The 20,847-nt window shown below is 45.8% G+C and carries 16 protein-coding genes; 4 read left to right on the top strand and 12 right to left on the bottom strand.

Annotated features, from left to right (window positions below; genetic code table 11):
* Window positions 1-166: 166 nt before the first annotated feature.
* From accA to QUA70_RS03530, 3 genes are all read right to left on the bottom strand, one after another.
* Window positions 167-1,147 (bottom strand): acetyl-CoA carboxylase carboxyl transferase subunit alpha, encoded by a 981-nt coding sequence (accA, locus tag QUA70_RS03540; protein WP_333345035.1) that lies wholly within the window; start codon window positions 1,145-1,147, stop codon window positions 167-169.
* A 257-nt stretch (window positions 1,148-1,404) separates the two neighbouring features.
* Entirely contained in the window at window positions 1,405-2,430 is a 1,026-nt protein-coding gene (locus tag QUA70_RS03535) for a long-chain acyl-[acyl-carrier-protein] reductase (protein ID WP_333324588.1), read from the bottom strand.
* A gap of 142 nt (window positions 2,431-2,572) precedes the next feature.
* The gene (locus QUA70_RS03530) at window positions 2,573-3,265 is read right to left on the bottom strand and encodes an aldehyde oxygenase (deformylating) (RefSeq protein ID WP_333045307.1); all 693 of its coding nucleotides are present in this window, start codon (window positions 3,263-3,265) and stop codon (window positions 2,573-2,575) included.
* Between the two features lie 64 nt (window positions 3,266-3,329).
* On the opposite strand from QUA70_RS03530, the gene QUA70_RS03525 reads away from it, so the two are divergent.
* The 3 genes from QUA70_RS03525 (at window position 3,330) to QUA70_RS03515 (ending at window position 5,195) form a co-directional block, all read left to right on the top strand.
* Window positions 3,330-3,527, top strand: coding sequence for a hypothetical protein (locus QUA70_RS03525; protein WP_333410309.1), 198 nt, complete (start codon window positions 3,330-3,332; stop codon window positions 3,525-3,527).
* A 235-nt stretch (window positions 3,528-3,762) separates the two neighbouring features.
* Complete coding sequence (locus tag QUA70_RS03520) at window positions 3,763-4,581, top strand: carbohydrate ABC transporter permease (RefSeq protein ID WP_333324584.1); 819 nt, start codon at window positions 3,763-3,765, stop codon at window positions 4,579-4,581.
* Between the two features lie 365 nt (window positions 4,582-4,946).
* Window positions 4,947-5,195 (top strand): transporter suffix domain-containing protein, encoded by a 249-nt coding sequence (locus QUA70_RS03515; RefSeq protein ID WP_333345033.1) that lies wholly within the window; start codon window positions 4,947-4,949, stop codon window positions 5,193-5,195.
* A gap of 60 nt (window positions 5,196-5,255) precedes the next feature.
* On the opposite strand, the gene QUA70_RS03510 is transcribed toward QUA70_RS03515, so the two are convergent.
* The gene (locus QUA70_RS03510) at window positions 5,256-6,284 is read right to left on the bottom strand and encodes a hypothetical protein (RefSeq protein WP_333129130.1); all 1,029 of its coding nucleotides are present in this window, start codon (window positions 6,282-6,284) and stop codon (window positions 5,256-5,258) included.
* A gap of 116 nt (window positions 6,285-6,400) precedes the next feature.
* Here QUA70_RS03510 and QUA70_RS03505 point away from each other — a divergent pair, with 116 nt between their 5' ends.
* A complete protein-coding gene (locus QUA70_RS03505) occupies window positions 6,401-6,535 on the top strand; it encodes a hypothetical protein (protein ID WP_333324580.1) in 135 nt (44 codons plus the stop codon).
* Between the two features lie 43 nt (window positions 6,536-6,578).
* On the opposite strand, the gene QUA70_RS03500 is transcribed toward QUA70_RS03505, so the two are convergent.
* The 8 genes from QUA70_RS03500 to treY all read right to left on the bottom strand — a co-directional run bounded on the left by QUA70_RS03500 (window position 6,579) and on the right by treY (window position 20,416).
* Window positions 6,579-9,782, bottom strand: a complete 3,204-nt coding sequence (locus QUA70_RS03500; protein WP_333345031.1) for an efflux RND transporter permease subunit — start codon at window positions 9,780-9,782, stop codon at window positions 6,579-6,581.
* Window positions 9,783-10,155: 373 nt separating this feature from the next.
* Window positions 10,156-11,904, bottom strand: coding sequence for an efflux RND transporter periplasmic adaptor subunit (locus QUA70_RS03495; protein WP_333345030.1), 1,749 nt, complete (start codon window positions 11,902-11,904; stop codon window positions 10,156-10,158).
* A 265-nt stretch (window positions 11,905-12,169) separates the two neighbouring features.
* Window positions 12,170-12,778 carry a PadR family transcriptional regulator gene (locus QUA70_RS03490; protein WP_333345028.1) on the bottom strand — a complete coding sequence of 203 codons (609 nt, stop codon included), beginning with the start codon at window positions 12,776-12,778 and terminating at the stop codon, window positions 12,170-12,172.
* Window positions 12,779-13,638: 860 nt separating this feature from the next.
* On the bottom strand, window positions 13,639-14,151 hold the full coding sequence (locus QUA70_RS03485) for a DUF4112 domain-containing protein (RefSeq protein WP_333345026.1): 513 nt from the start codon (window positions 14,149-14,151) through the stop codon (window positions 13,639-13,641).
* A 221-nt stretch (window positions 14,152-14,372) separates the two neighbouring features.
* Entirely contained in the window at window positions 14,373-16,289 is a 1,917-nt protein-coding gene (gene dnaK, locus QUA70_RS03480; protein ID WP_333345024.1) for a molecular chaperone DnaK, read from the bottom strand.
* 414 nt (window positions 16,290-16,703) lie between these two features.
* Entirely contained in the window at window positions 16,704-17,249 is a 546-nt protein-coding gene (locus tag QUA70_RS03475; protein WP_333345022.1) for a GNAT family N-acetyltransferase, read from the bottom strand.
* 3 nt (window positions 17,250-17,252) lie between these two features.
* Window positions 17,253-17,504 carry a type II toxin -antitoxin system TacA 1-like antitoxin gene (locus QUA70_RS03470; protein ID WP_333345020.1) on the bottom strand — a complete coding sequence of 84 codons (252 nt, stop codon included), beginning with the start codon at window positions 17,502-17,504 and terminating at the stop codon, window positions 17,253-17,255.
* 116 nt (window positions 17,505-17,620) lie between these two features.
* Window positions 17,621-20,416 (bottom strand): malto-oligosyltrehalose synthase, encoded by a 2,796-nt coding sequence (gene treY / locus QUA70_RS03465; protein WP_333345066.1) that lies wholly within the window; start codon window positions 20,414-20,416, stop codon window positions 17,621-17,623.
* Between the last annotated feature and the right edge of the window lie 431 nt (window positions 20,417-20,847).

Genomic DNA, 20,847 nt, shown 5'->3' with positions numbered 1-20,847 from the left:
GCGGGTGATCACAGTTAATTATGAGATCAACATTAAGAACTGTTAAGCCGGTGTCACCTGAGAAATTATAACACTGCTGACTGAACCGCAGAATAATGAGCTGTGAGTTATCAGTTTAAAGTTAAGAGAGTTTTAACTCCTAACTGATAACTCTGAATCGATCGGCTCAAGCAGAAATTTCAGTGAATACGCCGATGTGGCGAAACTTTTGATACCGAAGCTCGCGTCGCTGCTGAGCCGTAAGCTGTGTTAGTTCTGCTAAGTTTTCCAACAAAGCTTGTTTGAGCATGGAAGCGGCTTTGAGGGGATTCGAGTGAGCGCCGCCGATCGGCTCTGGTACTATTTGATCGAGAACGCCGAGGTTTTTCAAATCCCAGGAAGTGATTTTCAGGGCTTCTGCGGCCAAGTTAGCTTTGCCAGAATCTTTCCAGAGAATGGCCGCGCAAGCTTCGGGAGTGGCGACGGTGTAGACGGAATGTTCCAGCATCAACAGCCGCTCGCCGACACCGATACCCAAGGCGCCGCCGGAACCGCCTTCGCCGATGACGGTGCAAATAATGGGAACGTCGAGGCGAAACATTTCTCGGAGGTTACAGGCGATCGCCTCTCCCTGTCCGAGCTGTTCTGCTTCTAAGCCCGCCCAAGCTCCGGGAGTGTCGATAAATGTGAAAATTGGCATTCCGAAGCGATCGGCGTGTTCCATCAACCGCAGGGCTTTGCGATAGCCACCGGGAGCAGCCATGCCGAAGTTGCGGGCGATATTGTCTTTAGTGTCGCGCCCTTTTTGATGGCCGATGATGACTGTGGGGCGCCCGTCTATGCGGGCAATTCCGCCGACGAGGGCCGGGTCGTCTCCGCCGCGCCGATCGCCGTGCAGCTCGACCCACTCGTCGCTAATTGCCTGAATGTAATCGAGGGTGCTGGGGCGGCGCGGGTGCCGGGCCAGTTGCAGCCGCTGCATGGGGGATAAGCTGCTGAAAATCTCTTGTCGCAGTTGTGTCGAGCGAGCTTCGAGTTTGCGAATTTCGTCGGTGACATCGACGCTGTTTTCTTCGGCGAGTTCGCGGATCTGGTGAATTCGGGTTTCTAGTTCCGCCAGGGGCTTTTCAAAATCTAGTAGTAGTGGTTTGCGGTCGGGGTTTGCCACGCTGATAATTTCTATAGGGTTTTAAGGTGAAAGTCGATCGACTATTTTCCGATCCTACCCTGTCTGGGGATAGTAAAAAAGACGGAAAAATTGCCAACTTTGAGTTTTAAATTTTGTAGGATATCAAATTTGGTCACATCATAATTATCATATAGCGCGATCCGGAAGCTCGCGCTGCACTCCGAAAAATATTATTCCGATGCCCCAACAAAATAGTCAACAGTTAAAATTTCAAATTTAACTGTTGACTCTTAACATCAAACTGACATTAATAAAGGTCGGAAACCGTGTTTGACAGAAATCTGACCGATTTGCTCCATCTTTTCTACAGTAATTTGATTCCGTCCCCAAGAAAAATTGGTATACAATTTTTCAAATTCCAGCAGCATTGATTCAGCAAAACAGGCAAACAACTGTCGGCCCGGCACATCCATATTGACAATCTTCATAATTTTCCACTCAATATCGAGGGAATGCTCCACAATCCCGCCATTGAGTACGTAAATTCCGGGATGCTGAACCTGAGTTGCCAAATTTTTCGGATAGCCACCGTCAATCAATAAACAGGGTTGCTTCAATGTCTTGGGGTCAATTTCTACTCCCTTTGGCATACTCGCTACCCACACTACAATATCCGCTTGGGGGAGGGCTTCTTCCAAGTCCATAATTTTGCCTCGCCCCAATTCCGATTGCAAATCTTGCAATCGTTCTTTGTCGCGGGCAATGAGCAACAATTCTGCTACATTTGTTTTAACATTCAGCCAGCGACAGACAGCACTGCCAATATCGCCAGTAGCACCGCAAACGGCTACAGTGGCTTTTGAAAGCTCAATCCCCAATTTTGGGGCTGCTTCTTCTACTTGGCGGCAGAGGATATAAGCCGTGTGAGTGTTACCAGTGGTGAAGCGCTCGAACTCCAACTTGAGATTGCGAATTTGCTTAATTTGCTGCAAGTTGAAAGTCTCAAAAATGATCGAAGAAAAGCCACCTAAAGCAGTGATGTTAATCCCGTGTTTTTGAGCGTGTGCCATCGCATTAAGGATTTTGCGAGTGGCTGCTTTAATCCGGCGAGTGGCGAGCATTTCTGGCAGAAAACAGGACTCCACATAGTGGCCTTCTATTTTTTGTCCAGTGATGCTTGTTACCGTGATATGATCAACTATTTGGGGCGGTGCGCTGCACCAAAAATCAAGACCTTGATCGGCATATTCTGGATAGCCCAGCTCGTTAGCTACTGATTGGGCGTGTTCTAAGCTGGTTAAGTGACCGATTAGACCAAACATTAAGTTGTCAAATGAAGGAAGATTGAAGATGAAAGATGGAAGAGGGAAGATGGGAAGATTAAAAATTTATATTTTAAAATGAGCTATCCCATTTTTAATTTTTAATTTTTAATTTTTTTCCCATTCTTTATTTCCACATTAATTAGGCTGCGAGGCCTTGTGCTGACATCCGCATGATATCGCGGTTGTTAAAGCCTATGTTGCCTAGGGCTTCGCCGTAGGCAATCATAAAGTCTTCGATTAAAGCGTCTTTTTCCATTCCCAAGACGCGGGCATCATCTGCGACAGCATTTAGCAGCTTCCAGATGATGGGCAGGTTTTGGCGGTTGGCTGCTTCGAGTTCGGCTTTGGATTCCTCAAAGTGAGCTTGCAGCCAGACTTCCCCAAAGTTGAGGTGGCTGTATTCTTCTTTGACAACGCCTTCGGTGATTTTGCGAGCAAAGTCATCGGCGACGGGGATGTAGATGTTGTAAGCTGCGATCGCAAAACACTCGATAATTAGCGATTGAATCAGCAAGCAAGTTACAATCTGACCTTGGGCCGCGGCCGTCTGGAAGTTTTTGTGCAGTTCCGAAAAGAACTGCTTGGCAAATGCCATGTCCGGCGTGACTTTAAGATTCCGGCCACAAGCTTGGAAGCCCTTCATGTGGCGGTTTTCCATCTTGGACAAGCCAATTAACTCTGCTTTTTTATCAGCCAACAGTTCGGCCAGTGTCAGGTAATTGTCGTGAGCTTCTTGTTCGCCTTCAATCACAATGGCGTTGATGCGGCTGTAAGCATCTTTGTAAGTTTCGGTTTGAAAGTCAATTGTTGGGCTAGCCTCAAGCTGGGGCATAGATATGTAGTCTCCTCATATAAGCTTCTGGGATGTTTGGAAACCCCTTTAAAATTCGGGGTCAGTGACCGTGCACTTTACCTATTTTGAACGCACCCCATCTAAATCAGAGATTATAGCTGAGGATTCTTTCGACAAAGAACTTTTCTTTGACTACCGGGAAAAAACTGGCGCCATCAGCGTGTTTGCCGGACTTTTGCCGTCGAACACTCCAGAAAGACTATCGCTAGAATGCTATCTATTTACTAATTACTTGAATTAGTCGTTAGTCGATCTTTTTCCCGGAAATAGATGATAGAAATACGGTCTATGTCTCCACCTTTAAGGGTTTTACAGTACCAACTCTATCTGTAACATTATATCCTAACCACAACTTTCTCGCTTGGTACTCCTTCTTTCCCTCTACGACATATTATGTTGTTGTATGGGAATCCTCTGGGAGGCGATCGGGTTAGAGAACCTCACAGGCTTATGATTTTAGGTTAATTCACAAATTTATGGGTAAATCCTTTGACAGGTCTCAAGCGCTGGAACTGCTGAGTTTTATTTTGTTGCTGGCGGGGGCTGCGCTGGTGCTGCTGCCGCTGGCTGCTGTATTTTTGGTTTCTTTATCACCATCTGGTGTTGGTGTCAAGGCCACAGGCCTGACTTTGGCGAACTATCAAGAGGCTTGGCGACGGGGTAATTTTTTGTTGGCATTCTTTAATTCTACTGTAGTGGCGATCGCAGTGACGGGTTTTCAGGTTGTGACTTCTGCTTTGGCCGGTTATGCTTTGGCCAGGCTGAAGTTTCGGGGGCGACAGGCCGTAGTTTTGGGGGTTTTGGCGACGCTGGTAATTCCGTTTCAGCTTTTGGTGATTCCGATTTTTTTGGTTTTGAAGTGGGGTCATCTGCTGAATACTTACGGGGCGCTGATTTTGCCTACGGCGGCTAACGGTTTTGGGATTTTTTTGCTGCGCCAGTATTTTATGACTGTTCCGGTGGAGTTGGAGGAGGCTGCAATGCTGGATGGGGCTAACCGCTGGCAGGTTTTGTGGCAGGTGATGTTACCTTTGGCCCGCCCTGCTTTGGTGACGCTGTTTTTGTTTACGTTTATCGGGGAGTGGAATGATTTGTTTAAGCCGCTGGTGTTTACGACGCGGCCGGAGTTGCGGACTGTGCAGTTGGTTTTGGCGGAATTTCAGGAACAGTTTACTAGCAGTTGGCAGTTGTTGATGGCGGCGGTGGTAATTGGAACAGTGCCGGTGGTATTGCTGTTTTTGGCCGGTCAACGGCAGTTTATTCGGGGGATTGCGGCGACGGGAATTAAGAATTGAGCTGGAGATGCTTGGCAATTAAGTTTGTAGTCATTTGTGGAACCATTCTCAAGAACAGGCAAGATGCCTGTTCCACAAATACTAAATGTTCTTGTGGAACAGACATCTTGCCTGTTGCTGACATTGGTACAAGATGTGAATTTGGGCGTTGCTGAATACAGGTATGAATTCAAAATTTCCCAATTGCTATCAGCCCACTATGGTGAGTTTTGTAATATCAAGCGAAAAGTTTATTCATACCGTGAATCAGCCACGCCTGAATTTGTAGTCACTCGGCGATTGACATCGCTACTATACAAACAAAATCCACTCCCAGCGGACTAAGAGATAAAGGGAATATCAAAGCTGTATTATTATGTGAATCTATGCAAAAGCTCGGTTTGTTTTTATTTGTCATATCTTTTTTGCCGTGGCTGGCAATCTTTTTGGTTGGGCCCTTCCTGCCGCTGGACATTACCCAAAAAACTACTTTATCTGTCGTTCTAGCTGTTGTGGCCGAAGTGTGTTTTTGGATTAGCGTCGTGCTGTTGGGGAAAGAAGTGGTTACCAAATATCGGCGTTATTTGAATCCCCGCTATCTTTGGAAAAAAATCAAAAAATTTAACCGCCGATGAACCGGAATCGACGCAGATAAGGAGCCTGGAGGTTGGCTTTTATCTGCGGTCAAGGTTGAGCTATTCGCTGAAAATTTGCAAGCGAATAGAGCGTTCTCCATCTCCAAAATCCACTTCAATCTTTTCTCCCGAAAGACTGTCTAAGCATCCCAAAAGCAACCGCAAATTCGGTGTGCTTGCTCCTGTATCCACGTACAATCTATCTGCCAAACTGCCTAAGCGTTTCCAAATAGTGTAGAGTTTGACTACGGTTTGTTCTAGCTGTGCGGCTTGTTTTACAACGTCGGCGGTGGTTCCCAAACAGCCTACTCGCAAAGATTCTTCTAATGCCATTTCCATGTCTAAGTGAGACTGATTGAGAGCTTGCACTTGGGCGGCGGCGTCGAGATATTTTGATAAGTTCTTGGCGTCGGAAGTTAGCTGTTTGACAGTATCTACGTCGGGATTTTCTGCTACTTCTTTTTGAATTTCGCTTTGGTGAGATGGGGAGAGTTTCTCCATTTCTTTGACTAAAGGAGCGAGGTAGCGGGAAGGTAGAGAACCGGTAGATGCTTTTTCTTTGACTTCTTCGGGCAATAAATCTGAGTTCATTGCCATCCATTCGTCGGATAGTTGTTTGACTTCGCGGCGGGTGATGCGATCGCCACTTGCTGCGGCATCTGTTACCATTTGCTGCACTTCGGGAGATGCTTTGGCGGTTTCTACAAAGGCTCTTTTGCTGAAGTTTCTAATGGAATTTGGGTCTAAATCTCCTTGCTGGATCAGAGTATCGGCACTATTAGCTAATTCTATCAAAGAATAGGCTTGACTTTTGCCAATTTCTCGTTCTTTTAGCCAGTTCAAAAAGCCTGTGCCGCGTCCTTCGCCGCCTTTTTTTTCTCTGTCTCGGACTGTTCGGAGAATGCGTCCCCGCCAAATGTCGGTTTGCAAGTCGAAGCGATCGCACACTTTCCAGGCATTGTCAACCTGATTTTCAAAATCAAACTCTGGTATTTGTTCGTCTTCGGGGTCTGGCAATTGGAAATTGATATCGGTAAAGCCGTTGAGGGCTTCTGCAAGTTCTGCGGGATTTAGGGGGACTTCAGCCATTAGGAAAAATTTGTGTAGTGCAACAGCCGGTTTAATTGGTAACTTGCACGGGTTGACAGTTGAGACGCTATATGTAGCGGTAAGGTAGGCAAAATTTACCTACTAATAGAGCTTTTGTGCAAGTCATATCATTATTGCACGATGGGGTGCGATCGGGCGATCGCTACCTGCACAAAAAATATTCTCCGCGAGTGACCGCACAGCGTCGCAACACTCAAAAAGTCGGTGACACAGATAGTGGGGTATTTTGAAGAAAGAGCCACTAACCGGATAGTTAAAGGAACTAATTACCAACTAAAAGGGCGATACTTTATCGCGCTCAACCTCCTCGCCTGGAATTGTTTTGCCGTTCAAAGTTGTACCATCATCGGGCAGATTGTCTAATCGATCGCGCTTCTTAAAGCGATCGCGAGCCGAGACAACCACCACATACAGAACCGGCACCATAAACAAACTCAAGAAAGTAGAAACAACCATCCCCCCCGCGATCGCATTCCCTAGCGATCTACGACTTGCCGCCCCGGCACCTTCCGGGTTAATTAGGGGAGCAATCCCCAAAACAAATGATAAAGAAGTCATCAAAATCGGCCGTAAACGCTCTTGAGAAGCCTCGACTGCTGCCTTAGCAATTGAATACCCCCGTTCCCGCAACTGGTTAGCAAATTCCACAATTAAAATCGCGTTTTTACTAGCCAATCCAATTAACATCACCAAACCAATCTGGCAATAAACATCATTCGCCAAACCCCGCAACGACTGAGCTAAAAGTGCACCTAAAATCGCTAGAGGTACCGATAGCAAAATAATGAAAGGATCGACATAATTTTCGTACTGAGCAGCCAAAACCAAAAACACAAAAATCAGCCCCAAACCAAAAATTATTGGTGCTTGACCCCCCGACTCAATTTCTTCTAAAGAACTCCCCGACCATTCATACCCAAAACCAGACGGCAAAACTTCAGCCGACACCTTTTCCATCGATTTTAACGCTTGTCCAGAACTCGCTCCCGGAGCCGGAGAGCCACTAATTTCAATTGACCTATATAAATTGTAGTGGTTAACACTTTGCGCTCCCACCACCGGAGTTATCTTCACCAAATTGCTCAAAGAAATCATTTCATTCTTTCCAGAGCGGACATACAATTTACTAATATCTTCAGGGTTATCACGAAACTGTTTATCCGCCTGAACATACACCCGATAATTGCGCTGCTGCAGATTAAAATCATTCACATACTGAGAGCCCAGAGCCGTTTGTAACGTACTGAAAACATCATTAATGGGAATATCTAGAGCCTTAGCTCGATTGCGGTCAACTTCCACAAGTAACTGAGGCGTATTCGCAGCAAACGTACTAAATACCGCCTGCAAGCCAGGGGTCTGATTAGCCTGCTTTAAAATCCCACCCATCGCCTGAACTAGAGAATCTAAACCGCTGTTACCTTTGCGGTCTTGCAATTGAAATTGGAAGCCTCCAAATTGACCTAAACCTTGAATAGCCGGCGGATTCACAGGGAAAATTCTAGCTTCTGGAATCGCGAAAAACTTACCCCGCAATTTACCAATAATCGCTTGTACGGTTTGATCTTCACCTTCCCTTTCTTTCCAGGGTTTAAGGGTAGTAAATATAATCCCCTGATTGGAACTATTACCACTAAAACCAAAGCCACCTACAGAAAAAGTCCCCACAACTTCAGGAACTTTGAGGATTTCTTGTTCAACTCCGTCCATCACCTGCTGGGTGTATTGCAGCGAAACGCCTTGAGGCCCTTGAATAATTGTCAGAAAATAGCCCTGGTCTTCCTCTGGGATAAATGCTGTTGGTACTGCTAAATAAAGCCAAGCGGTGAATCCCAGAGAAGCGATAAACAACAGGGTAACAAGGGTTTTAAATCGTGTTAAGAATATTAAGGACTCTCTATATTTCTTTTGCATCCAATCCAGAAAAATATTAATCCGGTTAAACACCCAACCCAACGGGCCGCCAAACTTCTTACCTGGGCGCAGTAATATCGCCGCAAGTGAGGGAGTAAGAGTAACCGCCATAAAGGTAGAAAGCAGCACGGAAAAAGCAATTGTTAAGGCAAATTGTTTATAGAGTGCTCCCGTTGTCCCAGGGAAAAATGCCACTGGTACGAACACGGCCATCAATACTAAGGAAGTGGCAATTACAGCACTAAAAAGTTCCCGCATTGACTCAGAAGCTGCTTGGCGGGCATTCATACCTTGGCGGACTAGACGGTCAATATTTTCGACTACGATGATAGCGTCATCAACCACTAAACCTGTTGCTAAGGTAAGACCAAATAGAGACAAACTGTTAATCGTAAATCCGAAAGCTTTGATAAAGGCAAATGTCCCAATCAAGGAAATGGGAATTGTGATGGTGGGAATAATCGTAGTGCGCCAATCTTGCAGGAAAACAAAAATAACTATCACCACTAGCAAGACTGCTTCAAACAGAGTTTTGACTACTTCTGCCATTGACTCTTGGACAAATTGAGTCGTATCTAGTGCCGTTCTATGTATCACCCCCGGAGGGAAGTTTTTAGCTAATTTTTCCATTTCTACTTTGACGGCCTGGGCAACATTTAGAGCATTACTTCCTGGCAATTGGTAAATTCCTAAACCCACCGCGTCATTCCCTCTAAATCGGAGGAAAGAGTTATAATTTTCTGCTCCTAATTCGGCTCTACCGACATCTTTTAACTTAACTAAAGTTCCATTTGTTTCGCTTTTAATAACTATGTCTTCAAATTCTGTGGGGCTTTTGAGACGGCTTTCTGCACTCAAATCAATCTGATACATTTGCCCTTCTGGGGCGGGTTCTTGACCAATTCTTCCTACACCAACTTGCAAGTTTTGTTCATTAATTGCTCTTGTTACATCTTGCATTGTTAGCTTACGAGCCGCTAATTTATTGGGGTCGATCCACAGGCGCATAGCATAGCGTCTTTCCCCAAAAATTCGCACGTCGCCCACCCCTTTTACTCTCTTTAAAGTATCTGCTAAATAGAGGTCGGCGTAGTTGCTTAAAAATATGGTGTCGTATTCTTTATTTTCGGTAAATAATCCTATAGCCAGCAGTAGGCTGTTAGATTGTTTGGTAACTGTAACTCCTGTGCGTTGTACGGCATCTGGGAGTTGTGGTTGAGCGACTGCAACTCGATTTTGTACATCGACGGCGGCAATATCTTTGTCGCGGGAAGTATCAAAGGTGGCTGTAATGGTGCTAGTTCCACTGTTAGTGCTACTGGAAGTTAGATATTTCAGTCCTTCAATGCCGTTGATTTGCCTTTCTAGGATGTTTGTTACCGCATTTTCGACAACTTCAGCATTGGCACCGCTATAGTTGGCGGTGACGTTGATTTGGGTGGGGCTGATGTCGGGGAAGCGCTCGATCGGCAATGTGGGAATGCTAATTGCGCCTACTAAGATAATAATTAAGGCGCAGACGCTAGCAAAGACTGGTCGTTTAATAAAGAAATCTGCAAACATTGTTTGGGTAATGGGTAGTTGTTAGTTGTTAGTTGTTAGTTGTGAGTTGTTGTCGAACGATTAACAATTTTTGTAGGGGCGGGTTCGCCAAGATATATAATACAAGCGATTTATCTATAAAACCCGCCCCGGTTTTTAGCAAGATTCAAGCAATTTTTCACCTTGGCGATCGCTTCGGGATTGCTTCGTACCCTCGCAACTGCGCTTCGCTTGGCTCGTAATGACATAAATAAACAACTAACAATTAACAACTATAGCTACCGCTTTCGATGGTTGGGGCAATTTTGAATCGATTCGTGGGGTGGGGGCGGGTTTTGAGATATCTGGGTTGGGTGTCTTATATCTAGGTGAACCCGCCCCTACAAAATCTTTTCTATCGTTCTCCTTCCTCTTGAGCCATAATCGGAGCGCCGTCTGTCAGGTTAAGGATGCCTGCGGTAACAATTTTTTCCCCGGCTTTCAAACCTTGGATAACTTGATAATTATTACCTTCAATGGTTCCCAATTTCACGGGCTTTTGCCGCGCTATTAAAGGTGGTGTTCCAGGTTTTTGCTGTTCCGGCTTTTGAGCTGTGAAGACAAAAGTTTCCCCACCTAAGCGAGTAACTGCTGTGACTGGAACTAAAATTCCGGGGTTCTGTTTCCAGATGACTTTAGCTTTGACAAACTGGAGATTAAGCAGTTCGCCGGTGGGGTTGGGAAAGGTGGCTTTAGCTAAAATTGTTTGGGAATTGGCGCTGACGTTTGGGGAGATAAAACTGATTTGACCTTGGGCGATCGCCTTACCTTGAGCGTCGAGCATTTGTACTGGCAGCCCTAAGCGTAATTGAGGCTGCCGTTCCAAAGGAATTGATAACCGCAAGTCTAGCAATTGGTTCTCTGTCAGGGTGGCAATGGCGTTGCCTTTTTGCAAGTAATCACCTACTTTCACTGGTATGTCGCCGATGACTCCTGCGAAGGGCGCGGTGACAGCAGTTTCTTGTAGTTGTACTTCAAAGCCACGCACTTGAGCGGCGGCCTCGGCAACTTGCGCTTCAGCTTGATCGACCTGTTCTTGGCGCGTACCGTTGGCTAACTGCGCTAATCTGCTCTTGGCTTGTGCGACTTCTGCTTCGGCTTTGGCTATTTCCTCTGGGCGCGAACCGTTTTGCAATTGCCGCAAAGCTTGTCGCTGCTGTTGCAAGGCTGCTGTCCGGCGATCGATCTCGGCTTGTCTGTTCTTTTGCCGCTGCTGGAACCGCCTTTGAGCTTCTCGGAGGTTGGCTTTGGCGCTGCCTTCTTTTTGGGTGTATTGTTCGAGGGTGTTCGCGGATTCTGCACCTTCTTTTGCCAATGCCTGATATCTGGCAAGTTGCTGGGTAGCTAATTTTGCTTCGGCTGTGCTTGCTTCTATTTGAGCTCTTGCTTGGGCAATGTCTTCTAAGAGGCTACCTGTTTGGGCATCGGCGAGGTCGGCTTCAGCTTGGCTAACGCGGGCTTGGGCTTGGCCAATTTCTTCGGGCCGACTGCCCGATCGCAGTTGGGCTAGGTTGGCTTGCGCTTGGGCGACTTGGGCTTGAGCTTGGGCAATTTCTTCGGGCCTGGCTCCTGCTTGCAATTCGGCTAAGTGGGATTGAGCGCGGATCAGGTTGGCTTGGGATTGCCTCAAGTCAGCTTGGGCGCTGTCGCTTTTCATGCGGGCGATGGCTTGCCCTTTATTTATGAAGTCCCCGGATTTGACAAAAATTTCCGTGACGAGCCCTTCTGCTTCGGGTTTGATTTCTACTGAGCGCTTGGCCTCTAAGCTGCTGACAAATTCGGAGGCTTCTTGGACTGAGCTGCTTTCTACGGCTGCGAGCTTGACTGGTATGCTTTTGGGTTGGGCTGCTGCTGCTGGTTGTTGTGCGCGATTATGACCCGATTGCCACGAGTACCAGCCGAAACCTGCTGCGCCTGTGACGATCGCGATCGCGGCAATTAGGGGCCAGCGCGATCGTGGTTTAGCAATCGGTTCGGGGCGATCAGCAATAGGCGGAAAATCATCCGGTCGATCGCTGTCGGCATCGGTTGGGTGCAGTTCCGGTGTGGGAGGTTTTTGCTCTTCAGCTTCAACGACGGATTCTGGGGATTTAGAATAACTCATTGGCAGCACCACTTAGATTTTTTTTAACTTCTGACTGAGACTTGGGCGAAATCTTTGATTTTCCGGCGTTCCCCTCAAACATGGGGGAATAAGGACAAGCGATTTTAAACAGGATGGAATCGGGAAAGTCTCTTTTTAATGGGGTTGGGGGATGTGCAGGGCTTTAGTTCGATCGCAGTTAGCAAAGCCAGGGAGTGATTCTTTTTAGGAAAGCTTCTTGTTATCTCTCAAAAGTTACGATGGCAGGAATGATTAGACATCCTTCTTATGACTCACCTGAGTGGGTGAGTTGGAATGATTTTCCGTTGGAGTCGGCGGATTCAGCGAAGGTTGGGGAGTCACGCACTCCAGCGATCGCGCTTTTTTCCTTGGCTAGTTGCTCGGTTAACCACTCTATCTCTGACGCCAGCACTGACTTGCAGCGATCGCGAGAGGCGAATTGATAGTCGTCGGTTAGTGGATATTCGCTCTTGAGGCTTTCGATGTAGTCTTGCCTGGTGTAACAGGCTCGCAAGCGGTGTTCCAACAATTTCATCCGTTCTGCGGGTTCTAAGTCGCCAAAAAAGAAAAACTTGATTTGGAACCGGGAACCACTGTTAACCCAGCTTTCTTGAGGGTGTTCGAGCATTTTTTGCCGCCAGAGTTCGCGCCCTTGGGCGGTAATTCCGTAGATTTTGCGCGGACAGCCCGCATCTCCGGCTTCTTCGGCTATTACCGAAATCTCCCCTCGCTCTTCCAAGCGCTTCAGCAGCGGGTAAATCGCTCCGTAGTTGACGCTGATGCAACTGCTCATAAACAGCTCCAGTTGTTGCTTTAGCCGATAGCCGTGCAGGGGTTGCAACTGTAGCAGTCCAAGGGCTGATAATTCAAGCATTTATATCAATTTGATATTATAGTCTGGATTATATCACTATATCGGAATCAAGGGCGATCTGGTCAATAGCTAGTTTTAAAGAAAATTAAGAGTCAAGGACACATTTAATAGTTTTTGTCAATATCCTTAAGATATATATTTTTAGGATCGGGAAAGGGCGATCGCTTTACTTTATATTATAAAACCCATTTGAGATATAAAAAGAGTGCTAATTTACCTCGATTTCGGTCAGAGAAACGGCAGGATCTGACTTGAGTCAAAAGTGAAATGCTGTCTGGTCTTTGATCTCTCCGAAATGCTTTAATAAACTCTGCTCAACAGTTTGATATCGTTTCCGGTAGCATCGGAATTATTAGCCAAAATTAGGACACGGCAGTGCCGTGTCCCTACAATATTATTTTCGGTAGGGACACGGCATTGCCGTGTCCTCTATATCATTCCGGTGCAACCGGAATTGATATGATTTCTATCTCTTCTTGGTAAGAGTACCAGAACTTTTCTTGGCATGAATTAATTGAATTTTAAAACCCTGACACATTTTAGTATTTCTTGAGGATTGATCGCAGCGCCTAGCTGTTTTTTCGGAGCTGATACTCATATAATTTCTCTCAAGTCTTTCTACAAAAGAAGCGTTGGGTTTGTCTCCACGATCCCTGTTTGTAAGGTGTGGATATGTGAGATTGTCAATCTTTCTTGAGGGATTAAAGAATGGCGACCCACCCTACGGCTACTTAAATCCAGATGTTGTTACCTGCCAGTAATCATCCTCAAACATAATTTTTTAAGTACAACTTATCCCAGATTAGATGCTCTTAACCTGACACAGCTAGAGTGATTTATCTTTATCCTACAACCCCAACTCAACGCCCTGTAATTACTTGAAATAGCCAGCCAAAAAGCATCACACTCAAGAAAATCACGCCTCCGACAATTAACATCAAACCCAACAGCAAAGCCGCAACAAATAACCAATTGGCTTTTTTGCCTTGTTCAGGGGAACCTAAATGAGCATCTAGCAATTCTATATTTTTGACATTAGCTTTCCAAGCAACATCAAGCAAGTCTCCAGCAACCGGTACAGTGCCGGCAACTGTATCAAATACGATGTTAGTGGCCATTTTGACTAAAGTCTCTTGTGGCACTCCCATTTGAGCGGACTTGAAGACAACATAGCCTGCAAAAATTGAACTGATTAAATCGCCACCGCCCGGTATAAGTCCCAATATCGGATCGAGTCCTATGCGGTATTTTGTGCCGGGAATCGGAATTGCATTGTCTAGTAAATGGCTGATGCGGCGGAGACGGCGCAAGGATGCAACATGAGATTTATTGGGAGTATTTGCAGAGGAATTTTGTATAGGAGAACGTGACATTTTAGATTACTCCTGACTTTACTTCTTAGTCCGCGTGGAGTGGACTTCGTTTGACAAGAAGCGACTTCAATCGCCGAATCATCTTTCATCATACAGAGAAACCCGGTTTTTGTTCAAAACCGGGTTTCTTGTTTCTAGCTAATTTGTAGGGTGCGTCGCTACCCGATGAGAAATGGAACTTGCAGATTGACTCTGAAGGCGACGCACCTTACTATTGCCTGCTATTTGTTGCCTTCAGTGAAGTCGGCATCAATCACGTCGTCGCCGCCGCCAGTGGGGCCGCCGTCTCCATAGCCACCAGGGCCACCAGGGCCACCAGGGCCGTCAGTTGGGCCGCCTGCTTGCTGGTACAGGTTGCTGCTGATAGCGTAGAATGCTTGCTGCAACTCTGTTGTCAAGGTTTTGATGCGATCGTCATCTTCACTATTAATCGCATCCCGCAAGTCTTTGATCAGCCCTTCAACCTTAGTCTTTTCATCAGCAGGAACCTTATCACCCAGTTCCGCCAACTGCTTCTCAATTTGATAGGCTAAAGAATCAGCTTGGTTTTTGCGATCGATCTTTTCGCGACGTTCCTTGTCAGCAGAAGCATTCGATTCGGCTTCCTTCACCATGCGATCGACTTCATTGCTGGGCAAAGTAGAAGCACCAGTAATGCTAATAGATTGCTCCTTGCCAGTACCTTTATCTTTCGCAGCTACATTCAAAATACCGTTAGCATCGATATCGAAAGTAACTTCAATTTGAGGTACGCCACGGGGGGCTGGTGGAACTCCATCTAAGCGGAAGGTTCCCAAATCCTTGTTATCATTCGCCATTTCCCGTTCGCCTTGCAAAACGTGAATTTCCACGTTTGTTTGGCCGTCTACCGCAGTCGAGAAAGTTTCCGACTTCTTAGTAGGAATAGTGGTGTTGCGGGGAATGATTTTGGTCATCACGCCGCCCAAGGTTTCTACGCCCAGAGACAGCGGGGTAACGTCGAGCAACAAGATATCTTTGACTTCGCCAGAGAGTACGCCAGCTTGAATTGCTGCACCGACTGCGACCACTTCATCCGGGTTTACGGTTTGGTTGGGGTCTTTGCCGAGGATTTTTTTGACCAGTTCTTGCACCGCAGGAATGCGTGTAGAACCACCAACTAAGACGACTTCATTAATTGCAGATTTGTCTAATTTGGCGTCGCGGATCGCGTTTTCTACGGGGATGCGAGAGCGATCGATCAAATCCGAGCACAGTTCTTCAAACTTGCCCCGCGTCAAAGTCGTGTCCAAGTGTTTTGGCCCGTCTTGAGTCGCGGTGATAAACGGCAGGTTGATTTCTGCTTGGGTAACGCTCGAAAGCTCAATCTTGGCTTTTTCTGCTGCTTCCGTCAGGCGTTGCAGTGCTTGTTTGTCTTTGCGGAGGTCAATGCCTTCGGCTCTTTGGAATTCATTAGCGATGAAATCAACAATTTTTTTATCGAAATCGTCACCGCCGAGGTGAGTGTCTCCAGAAGTTGCTAACACTTCAAACACGCCGTCGCCTACTTCGAGAATAGATACGTCGAAAGTACCGCCACCTAAGTCAAATACCAGAATGGTTTCGTTGCTCTTTTTATCTAATCCGTAGGCTAAAGCTGCTGCTGTAGGTTCGTTAATAATCCGCAGCACTTCAATGCCGGCAATTTTTCCCGCGTCTTTAGTTGCTTGGCGCTGGGAGTCGTTGAAGTAAGCGGGAACAGTAATTACCGCTTGGGTAACAGTTTCGCCGAGGTATTTGCTGGCGTCTTCTACGAGTTTGCGGAGAACTTGTGCAGAAATTTCTTCTGGGGCAAATTGCTTGCCGCGGGCGGGACAGTCTAGTTTGAGGCTGTTGCCGACTTTGAGGACTTTGTAGGAAACTTCAGTGGTTTCGTGGGTTACTTCATCAACCCGACGCCCGATAAACCGTTTTACTGAGTAAAAGGTGTTTTCGGCGTTCATCACGGCTTGACGCTTGGCGATTTGTCCGACAAGTTGATCGCCATTTTTAGCATATGCTACTACGGAAGGTGTGGTGCGACCCCCTTCGGCGTTGGCTATGACGGTGGGTTTGCCGCCTTCCATAACTGCGACGCAGGAGTTTGTCGTACCTAAGTCAATTCCAACTACTTTTCCCATAGGGGTGTTCCGGCTCCAATCTCTACAAAATTTTGGTTTTCTATCTGTGTGATAGTCTGGTTATTCAGGACTGCGATTTCACCTGTGGGGGGTGTACGGATAGTGAGTCCTGCTTTAATACAGTCTTAGATAGGTGCTTATCTCTATACTGCGGGCGGTTAGACCAGGCGATGAAGGCGTGTTTACCGAACCTTTTGGGGGACGGTTGCATTCATGAGGTTTGCACCGCTACAGTTGTTGACTGCTTTTCTTTACTCTTCCTAATGTACGGGGTTCGATCGATTCGGGTATTGTGGCAAACCGTATACGTTGTGTTGTATTTGCCGTCTTATGTGTATAAATTTTGTTTGGTTGGTAGGGGCGATCGATCTTTTGGCTGCAAAATAAAAGTAAAAATTATAAATTAGAGTCATGTTAAGTAGCTGTTGGATTTGATGGGTTCACAGTTGCTGCCTGTTTGATTGTGTTCATTAGCATAAAAAGTGAAAAGGCAGTTTCCTGGCATTCTAAAAAACCAAACTTCTGGTAAAATGCTTTTGCATTCTCGTCTATGGCATCAACTCTGACACCATCAACTCCTACTATTTCGGATACATTTATTGCTCTAGCAAGGGCGTGAAGTAATAGTTGTTTGCCAAGTCCTCTACCCTGCATTGAGCGATCGACTGCAAGCTTAGCAATTAGTATAGCTGGAATAGGATATCTTGGCAGCCTTTCTCGGAGGTCGGCTGGCAAGTCTTGACGTTCAAGTACACCTGCACAGCAAGAATAATAGCCAACTATCTGAGTGCCTCCAGGCGAAAGAGCAACAAAAGTTTTGGCAATCCCATCTAGATCGTTTTTCTGAGCGTACTGTTTGAAGTACCTATTTAATTCTGGATTTCCAGAATTAAATGGGTCTTTTTTGAGGCTGCTTGTACTGCGTCCTATTCTATCTATCGGACAAATAATAAAGTCCACAATTTATTCTTTGTTTGAGTTGCGATAGTCTTGAAATAGTTTTATCAGAGCTTCATTAGGGGGAGGCGGATCTAACATCATGTCTAACAAAAAATCCCAGTCGCGCTCGGACAGCTTCAAAACAGGGTTGCCAAAGGCTGCTGGGCCGTTGATCGTAGCATCTGCTTCGGCAATGAATTCGTCGAGGACAAATAGGTAAGCCCACCAAGAGAGTCTGGTTTCGGTACTGGTTTGGGTTTTGACGAGCGATCGCATTTTGCTATTCCTCCCGCTACTAAAATTACTTTCCTGCTATGATTATAACTAAAAAAGCGACAGGTCGAAACCTGCCGCTAGCTGTATAAAGTCCCCCATAGCAGACTATTTAATTGCTATTTTTTACCGATCAGCAGAGCTGCCGGAAAGTAACTCAAAGCTTCACCAATTGCCAACGTACCGTTACTTTCTACTGACTGATTTGTAATCGCATCTTGCCACACAGACGGCATTTCGTCGGGCAATTGCAAATTAGTATCTTTCCAGACTTGTTTGCCGAGCGGCATTTCTTCTGGTTTGACAATTCCCGCCAAAAACCGGGGAGCAATGACAATAGCTGTAGTATCTTCAAAGCTTCTAGCAAAGGCAACAACATTATCTTTAAACGGCCCAACTGCTTGCAGGGGCAGATAGTCGCCTGATTGAAAAACTTGCAAGTATTTTTTTCTCGCTTCTAGCGCTCTTGCGGTCAAAAACAACTTAATCCTAGCATCTTCTCGCGTCGCAATCAAATCTTCAACCAGTTGCAAAATATCCGTCTGAGCTTGCTCTTTAATTTCCCGCAAAACCTCGATTCTGCGGTCAAAATCAACGGGACGGCGGTTATCCGGATCGACGTGGCTTAAATCCCAGAATTCCGTCCCTTGATAAATGTCGGGAACGCCCGGAGCAGTTATTTTCAGGAGTGTTTGAGATAAAGAATTGAAAATTCCGTAATTAGCTACTTTTTTACAGAAAGGTGTAAATTTGTTGAGAAACTGATTTTGTTCCGAAGGTTCAAGAACGGTATCGACAAAGGTCATAAAACCAGCTTCGTAATCGTTATCCGGTCTCAGCCAAGCCGTATAAACTTTTGCTTCGCGGACAGCTTTAATCACATAATCTTTCAGGCGATCGACATAATCAGTGTTTTCAATTCCCTCAAAGGGAAAACTGCCGAGCAGAGTTTGGTACAGGAAGTATTCGTCATTAGTATCTGGAACCATTCGATTCGCAAAGTTGACTTTCTTAGAAGAGTTTACCTCTCTCCAAGACCTGACTTGCTGTTCCCATTCATCGGGAATTTCTGACAAAACGTTTATTCTGGCTCGCACATCTTCGCCGCGTTTGGTATCGTGGGTAGCTGTAGCATTCATTTTGTGGGGCCAAGCGACTTGCTGCTGTTTGTTGAACTCGTGAAAATCTACCAGCGACACGCCGAACTGACTGGGATTTCCTCCCACTTCGTTGAGAGATAAAAGCCGATAGTAGACGTATAAAAGTGTGTCTTCCACGCCTTTTGCCATTAATGGGCCCGTCAACTGCTGGAGTTTCATTACAAAGTGCCGACGCTGCTCTTTTTGTTCGGGTGTTAGAGTTTCTTCTTCTTCCAGCAACAGCACCGTTTCGATAAAATTAAGTTCCTTGAGGAGTCGCGGTACTTGTTGTTTGGCATGGGCGATCGCATATTTTACGTAAGTGCGATCGGACTCTCTCAAACCATCTTGATTGATGTAAGTTCGGTAGACTGGAAAAATCGTCAAAACAGCCGCCAATGCTTTTTCCAAACCGGGACGAGTAAAGTCATTTCCCTGTCTCGATTGACCGGAGATATTCTTCAAAAGTTGAGCTAGATTGTCTACATCTCCCGCCAAGTTTTTCTCAACAATCAGTCCTTTTTTATCTAAAAACAACTGTTCGTAGGGAGCGGTTAAGCGAGTAAATCTCTGATAGATTTCGCTAAATTGCTGCTCGCGATCGCACCGACAAAAAACGCCGTTTACGTAGTTCAAAAAGTCGTAGCCGCTAGTTCCCTCAATCGGCCAATATGACGGCAAATCTTCTTCGTGTTCCAGAATCTTTTCAACAGTAATGTAAGTGTCTCCGACTTTCTCCCGGAGCCGTTTCAAATATTCTGTGGGGTCGTACAGTCCGTCTATGTGGTCGATTCTCAATCCCGTAAACTTTCCCTCATCAACCATGTCGAATATCAGAGCATGGTTTTTGTGAAAAACTTTAATCTCTTCAACTTTTACCGAAATAAGTTCGTTTACTGTAAAAAACCTTCGGTAGTTAATTTCTTCTGCCCCCACTTTCCAGAAAGACAGACGGTAAAACTGCTCGGAAAGCAATTCGTCTAGCAAATTAAAGCTTTCCGCATTTCCCTTTTCTCCGTTAAAAACTTTGATATTTTCATCGATGAATTCCTGTACAAGGGGATTTTGATTGTAGAGTTCCCACAGCAGTCCTTTGACAAAAGCTATCTGATCGTATCTGGTTTTACCTTTAGTTTCTGAAGGTGTATTTTTAATTAAATAAAGAATTCCTAAAAACTTGATAAAATCTGGATGGCGTCTGCCTAATTCTCTGGCTAACTGCCCCAAATTCTGACTGATAAATTTAGCATAAGATTCAATTCTTACTGGCAATTGTAAGCTATAATAATTGATACTCAGCCCAATTTCGCTGTATTTGAGTTGAATCTCGCCATTTTCCAGACACTCTCCATAAAAATTGCCCAGCAGCGGAGCCAGCACTCGACCCCTGAGATGTTCGTAAGCGTGATTCCATTCAATATCGAAGTAATCAAAATAGTCGGAATCTGGCCCGTGTTCCAATACGTCTAACAGCAGCAAATTTTGAGTGTCGTAAGCCATGTGGTTCGGGACAATATCTTGCAGCCATCCCATGTTCCGTTTCTTGATTTCGTATGTGAGGCCTTCAAAATTTTCTGATGTTCCCAAATCGGGATTGAGCTGATTTGAGTCAACCACATCGTATCCGTGAGAGCTGCCTTTTCTGGCTTTAAATATTGGTGAAGCGTAAAGGTCGGTAATTCCTAAATCTTCCAGATAGCTAAGGATTTGTTTGGCGGCTTCAAAGTTAAAACCTCCATGAAATTGAATCCGATAAGTTGTTGTGGGAATTCTCATCATTTTAATTTTACTCCTGGTTTTTTAGGGTTTTCTTTTTTAATATATGAGGCAGAGCCTCCTCGACTGCATTCCTCGGCAGAGGGCATTGGTGTCAACTTAAGAATGAAACCCCTGATAAATCTCGCTTTTAACTGAGTCTCGATCCCCCTAAATCCCCCTTAATAAGGGGGACTTTGAGAAAATTCCTGTCCCCCCCTTATTAAGGGGGGCTAGGGGGGATCGAACCCTAATCGTCAGACAGCAGACCGATACTACGTTTAACATTAAGTTGTCACCAATGGGCACAGGCTGGGAACGACAGAGGCTCTGCCTCCCGTTTCTTGTGGGACTACATTCCGCGGCATAGCCTGAGAATGAGAGAGGTTCTGCCTCCTGTTTCTTGTTCCTAGGCTCTGCCTGGGAACGCCTGTATTTGAGGCTCTGCTTCC

It is taken from the genome of Microcoleus sp. LAD1_D5 (genome assembly GCF_036702115.1).
In the GTDB taxonomy this organism is placed as follows: domain Bacteria; phylum Cyanobacteriota; class Cyanobacteriia; order Cyanobacteriales; family Microcoleaceae; genus Microcoleus.
Note: the sequence above shows the minus strand (reverse complement) of the source record. Positions and strands in the feature narration are given on the sequence as shown.